The organism is Inquilinus limosus MP06 (genome assembly GCF_000767795.1).
In the GTDB taxonomy this organism is placed as follows: Bacteria; Pseudomonadota; Alphaproteobacteria; order DSM-16000; family Inquilinaceae; genus Inquilinus; species Inquilinus limosus_E.
Window position 1 is genome coordinate 1 of the sequence record NZ_JANX01000569.1, and the last position, 4,014, is coordinate 4,014.

General features: G+C 67.7%; 6 protein-coding genes. All 6 read right to left on the reverse strand.

Features of this window, described 5'->3' with window-relative positions; translation table 11 throughout:
- Positions 1-242 (reverse strand): hypothetical protein (locus P409_RS28565; RefSeq protein ID WP_034846412.1); only part of this gene is annotated, 242 nt, incomplete at its 3' end.
- A 219-nt stretch (positions 243-461) separates the two neighbouring features.
- On the reverse strand, positions 462-935 hold the full coding sequence (locus P409_RS28570) for an SRPBCC family protein (RefSeq protein ID WP_034846414.1): 474 nt from the start codon (positions 933-935) through the stop codon (positions 462-464).
- Positions 932-1,264 carry an ArsR/SmtB family transcription factor gene (locus tag P409_RS28575; RefSeq protein ID WP_034846416.1) on the reverse strand — a complete coding sequence of 111 codons (333 nt, stop codon included), beginning with the start codon at positions 1,262-1,264 and terminating at the stop codon, positions 932-934. Before P409_RS28575 ends, P409_RS28570 begins: the two co-directional genes overlap by 4 nt.
- A 3-nt stretch (positions 1,265-1,267) precedes the next feature.
- Complete coding sequence (locus P409_RS28580) at positions 1,268-1,960, reverse strand: glutathione S-transferase family protein (protein WP_034846418.1); 693 nt, start codon at positions 1,958-1,960, stop codon at positions 1,268-1,270.
- 83 nt (positions 1,961-2,043) lie between these two features.
- Positions 2,044-2,889 carry a carbohydrate ABC transporter permease gene (locus P409_RS28585; protein ID WP_034846420.1) on the reverse strand — a complete coding sequence of 282 codons (846 nt, stop codon included), beginning with the start codon at positions 2,887-2,889 and terminating at the stop codon, positions 2,044-2,046.
- On the reverse strand, positions 2,889-3,845 hold the full coding sequence (locus P409_RS28590; protein ID WP_081991873.1) for a carbohydrate ABC transporter permease: 957 nt from the start codon (positions 3,843-3,845) through the stop codon (positions 2,889-2,891). Before P409_RS28590 ends, P409_RS28585 begins: the two co-directional genes overlap by 1 nt.
- Positions 3,846-4,014 lie beyond the last annotated feature (169 nt).

The window sequence follows — 4,014 nt, forward strand, 5'->3', positions numbered from 1 at the left end:
AGATGGGCGTAGCGGGTGAAGGTGAGACCAGGGTCTCCGGCCGGCGCTGCAACCGGGGGCTGGGCCTCCGTGCGCTGGGCCTCAGCCTGCGGCTCCGGCGCCTCTGCGGCGAGGGCGCGGGCGCCGGCCGCCTCAGCCAGCTGCATGCCGATCTCGGCGAGGCGCGTGAGCATCTCGCATTGCTGCAGCGCGCAGCCGCGGCCATAGGCCTGGACATCGAAATCGGCAGGGATCTCCTTCATGGAACATATCATGAACGAGATTCGCGGGCGAGCGCAATGAACATTGTGTTTGGTGATTGGTCGCCTCGCTGTCCTGATGACAGTGAGCCAGGATCGTCATTGCGACCCCGTCCTTGAGCCGGGGGAATCCATCCAGGGGCCGGTGCGCATCGGCCCCTGGATGGATTCGTCGGCTTCGCCTCCTCGCAATGACGGCTTTTTATGGGCGCGGCCGGCCGCCTACTGCCCGCCGGCGAGGTCCTGGCGGATCAGCTCGACCAGCCCGTCGAACACGTCCTCGGTGCCGCCGATGCGCTGGCGGCGGGCGCCGTCGCCGCCGGTCAGGAACGCCGCCTGCTCGGTGAACTTCATCCGGGTGCGGCTATCGGCCCGCAGCAGCTCGACCGTCGCCAGCGACGCCGAGACCCGCTGGCCGCCGAAGGTCATCTCATAGGCGTAGAGGATCCGCTGGCCCGGCACGATGTCCAGATACCGGGCGTGGAACGTCATCTCCTGCCCGTCAGGCATCCGCCAATGCTTGGCTTCGACCCCGCCGACGCGGAAGTCGAACAGGTCCTCCAGCACCGTCCACTCCGGGTGGCAGTCGGTCCAGCGCCGCTTCAGCGCCGGCTCCGCCCAGAAGCGGAAGGCGTGCGCCGGGCTGCCGGGCAGGTCGCGCTCGACGACAAAGGTGTGATGGTCGACGGTGCTCACGGCGTCTCCTCGGGGATCTCGTGCATCAGGGCCTCCAGCCGGTCGAAGGCGGCGTTGAGGGCGGCTTCGCGGTCGCGCACCCAGTCGGCGATCACGGTCAGGGCGGCGGGCCGCAGGCTATAGGTGCGGGCACGGCCGGCCTTGCGCGAGACGACGATGCCGCTGTCCTCCAGCACCTTGAGGTGCTTCACCGCCGAGGGCAGCCGCATCCCCGCCGGCTCGGCCAGTTGCTTGACCGTGGCCGGGCCGCGGCTGAGGCGCTCGGCCATGCCGCGGCGGTTCGGGTCGGACAGGGCGATGAAGATGCGGTCGAGGGCCTGCGGCTGCACCTCTCACGCTCCCGGCGCGTCGCGCAGGAAGCGGTCCGGCATCGCCTCGCGATAGGGGAACATCGAGAAGTAGGGCCGCGCCTCGCGCAGCGTGCGCCGCATCGACGGCCGCGCCAGCAGCCGCTCGAAATAGGCGGCGAGGTTCGGATACGCCGCCTCGAACGGATGTACCATCGAGGCGTAGAACAGCGCCGGCGACGCGGCGCAGTCGGCCAGGGTAAAGCGGTCGCCGATCGCCCATTCCCTGCCGGCGAGATGCGCGTCGAGCATAGCGTAGGCGGTATCGAGCGACCGCCGCGCCTCGTCCACCCCGTACGGGTCGCGGCTCTCCGCCGGGCGCAGCCGGTCGCCGACGATCCGCTGCATCGGCACGGCGACATAGAGATCGAAGGCGCGGTCCCACAGCCGGGCGTCGAGCGCCTGATCCCCATCCTCCGGCAGCATCGGGGCCGGGCCGGGATAATGCCGCTGGACGTATTCGATGATGATGCTGGTCTCGGCGACCACGCGGTCGCGCGAGGTGTCGTGCAGGACCGGGATCTTGCCGACCGGCCATTTTGCCATCAGTGCTCCCGCCTCGCCCGGGTCCTGCAGATCGACCGTCACGGACTGGAACGCAGTGCCGTTCTCGTAGAAGGCGATCAGGACCTTGTGACAGAAGGAGGCCAGCGGGTGGAGGTACAGGGTCAAGGCCATCGGTCCGCCTCCATAGTTTCCTTACAAGGAAACTATTCGAAGCTGATGGCGAGAGCAACAACAGTTTCCGACCTTGGAAACCGTCAACCCTTCACCGCCCCGGCCGACAGGCCCTCGACCAGGAAGCGCTGGAGGTAGACGAAGCCCAGCGCGATCGGCACCACGGCGAGGACCGAGGCCGCCATCAGCCCGCCCCAGTCAGTCAGGTGCGAGCCCTTGAACAGCATGATGCCGGGCGTCAGCGTCCGCCGGGCGTCGCTGTTGATCAGCACATAGCCGAACATGAACTCGTTCCAGGCCGTGACGAAGGCGAAGACCGCGGTGGCGAAGATGCCGGGCGCCGAGACCGGCAGCAGCACCCGCAGGATGAAGCCGGTGCGGGAGCAGCCGTCGATCTCCGATGCATCCTCGAGCTCGCGCGGCACGGCGTCGAAGAAGCCCTTCAGCATGAAGGTGCAGAGCGGGATGGTGAAGGTGCAGTAGACGATGATCAGCGCCGCATAGGTCGACAGCAGGCCGAGGCGCTGCATCAGGATGTAGAGCGGCACCAGCAGCAGCACGCCCGGGATCATCTGCGACAGCAAGAGCGCGCCGCCGACCAGCCGCGACAGCGACAGATAGGCCCAGCGGCTGAGCGCATAGCTGCAGAACACCGAGACGGTGATGGTCAGGATGGTCGATCCGGCGGCGACGATCAGGCTGTTGCGGAAATAGGTCAGGAACTCGCTGTCCAGCAGCACCCGGGTGAAGTTGGACAGGGTCGGGGCATCGATCCAGAAGCTGGGGTCGGCGCTGCGCACCTCCGCCACCGGCTTCAGCGCCGTGTCGATCATCCACAGGAATGGGAACAGGCTGTAGGCCGCGAACAGGATCAGCGTGCCGTAGGTCAGCAGGCCGCGCAGCGACCGCTGGGAGGTGCCGACGACCATCAGCCCTCCCGCCGGCGCCTTGCGACGCCGTAGTGGTAGACGAAGAACAGGCTGGCCAGGAACGCCATCGACATCGAGGCCACGGCGCAGGCGGCGCCGACGTCGAAATCCTGCATGGCGTAGCGGTAGATCATGATCGGCAGCGTCTCCGACGCGTTCAGCGGGCCGCCTTCGGTCATCACCCAGATGAAGTCGAAGTTGATCGCGGTCCAGACGATGTGGATGAAGATCAGGGTCAGCGACACGGTGCGCAGATGCGGCAGGGTGATGACCCGGAAGCGGCGCCAGGCCCCTGCCCCGTCCACCGCCGCGGCCTCGTGCAGCTCGCGCGGGATCGCCTGCAGCGCGGCCAGCAGGCTGAGGGTGTAGAAGGGATAGCTGCGCCAGATGTTGACGAAGGTGACGGTCAGCAGCGCCGTGTCCATCTGGCCGAGCCAGGGATAGGGCGCGTCGAGCAGGCCCAGCTTCACCATCCAGATGTTCAGGATCCCGTAGTCGGGCGTCAGCATCCAGGTCCAGTTCAGCCCGGCGACGGCGATCGGGATCACCCAGGGGATGATGATCAGGCCGCGGAAGATGGCCCGGAAGCGCACCGGCTGTGCCAGGGCGACGGCGGAGGCGAGGCCGAGCGCGTATTCGCCGGCGACCGACAGGCCGGTCCAGATGGCGGTGTTCCAGAGCGCCGGCAGGAAGTCGCCGTCCTCCCACACCGTCAGGTAGTTGTCCCAGCCGGCGAAGCCGGCGGCGGTCGGGTTGACCAGGTTGACGTAATGCAGGCTGTCCCACAGCACCCGCAGCAGCGGATAGGCGACCAGCACCAGGACCAGGATTCCGGCCGGCGCCAGGAACACCAGCGCGGCGCGCCGAATCCGGGCGGCGCGGGTCGGATGGCGGCGGGTGTCGGCAGGCCGCGGCGGCGCCGATGCGCGTATCCCGATCTCGGCCGCAGCCTTCATGACGATGTCCTCTGACGCTGCTTGAACTGAAGGGCCGGAGCCACCCCCTCACCCGAAATCGCTCCGCGATTTCGACCTTTCCCCGAGGGAGAGGTAAATTCCCTCTCCTCGGGGCTATCGGATTCACGCATCTCGGAAGTGAGTTTTTTTAAGTCCCCCCTCCCCTTGC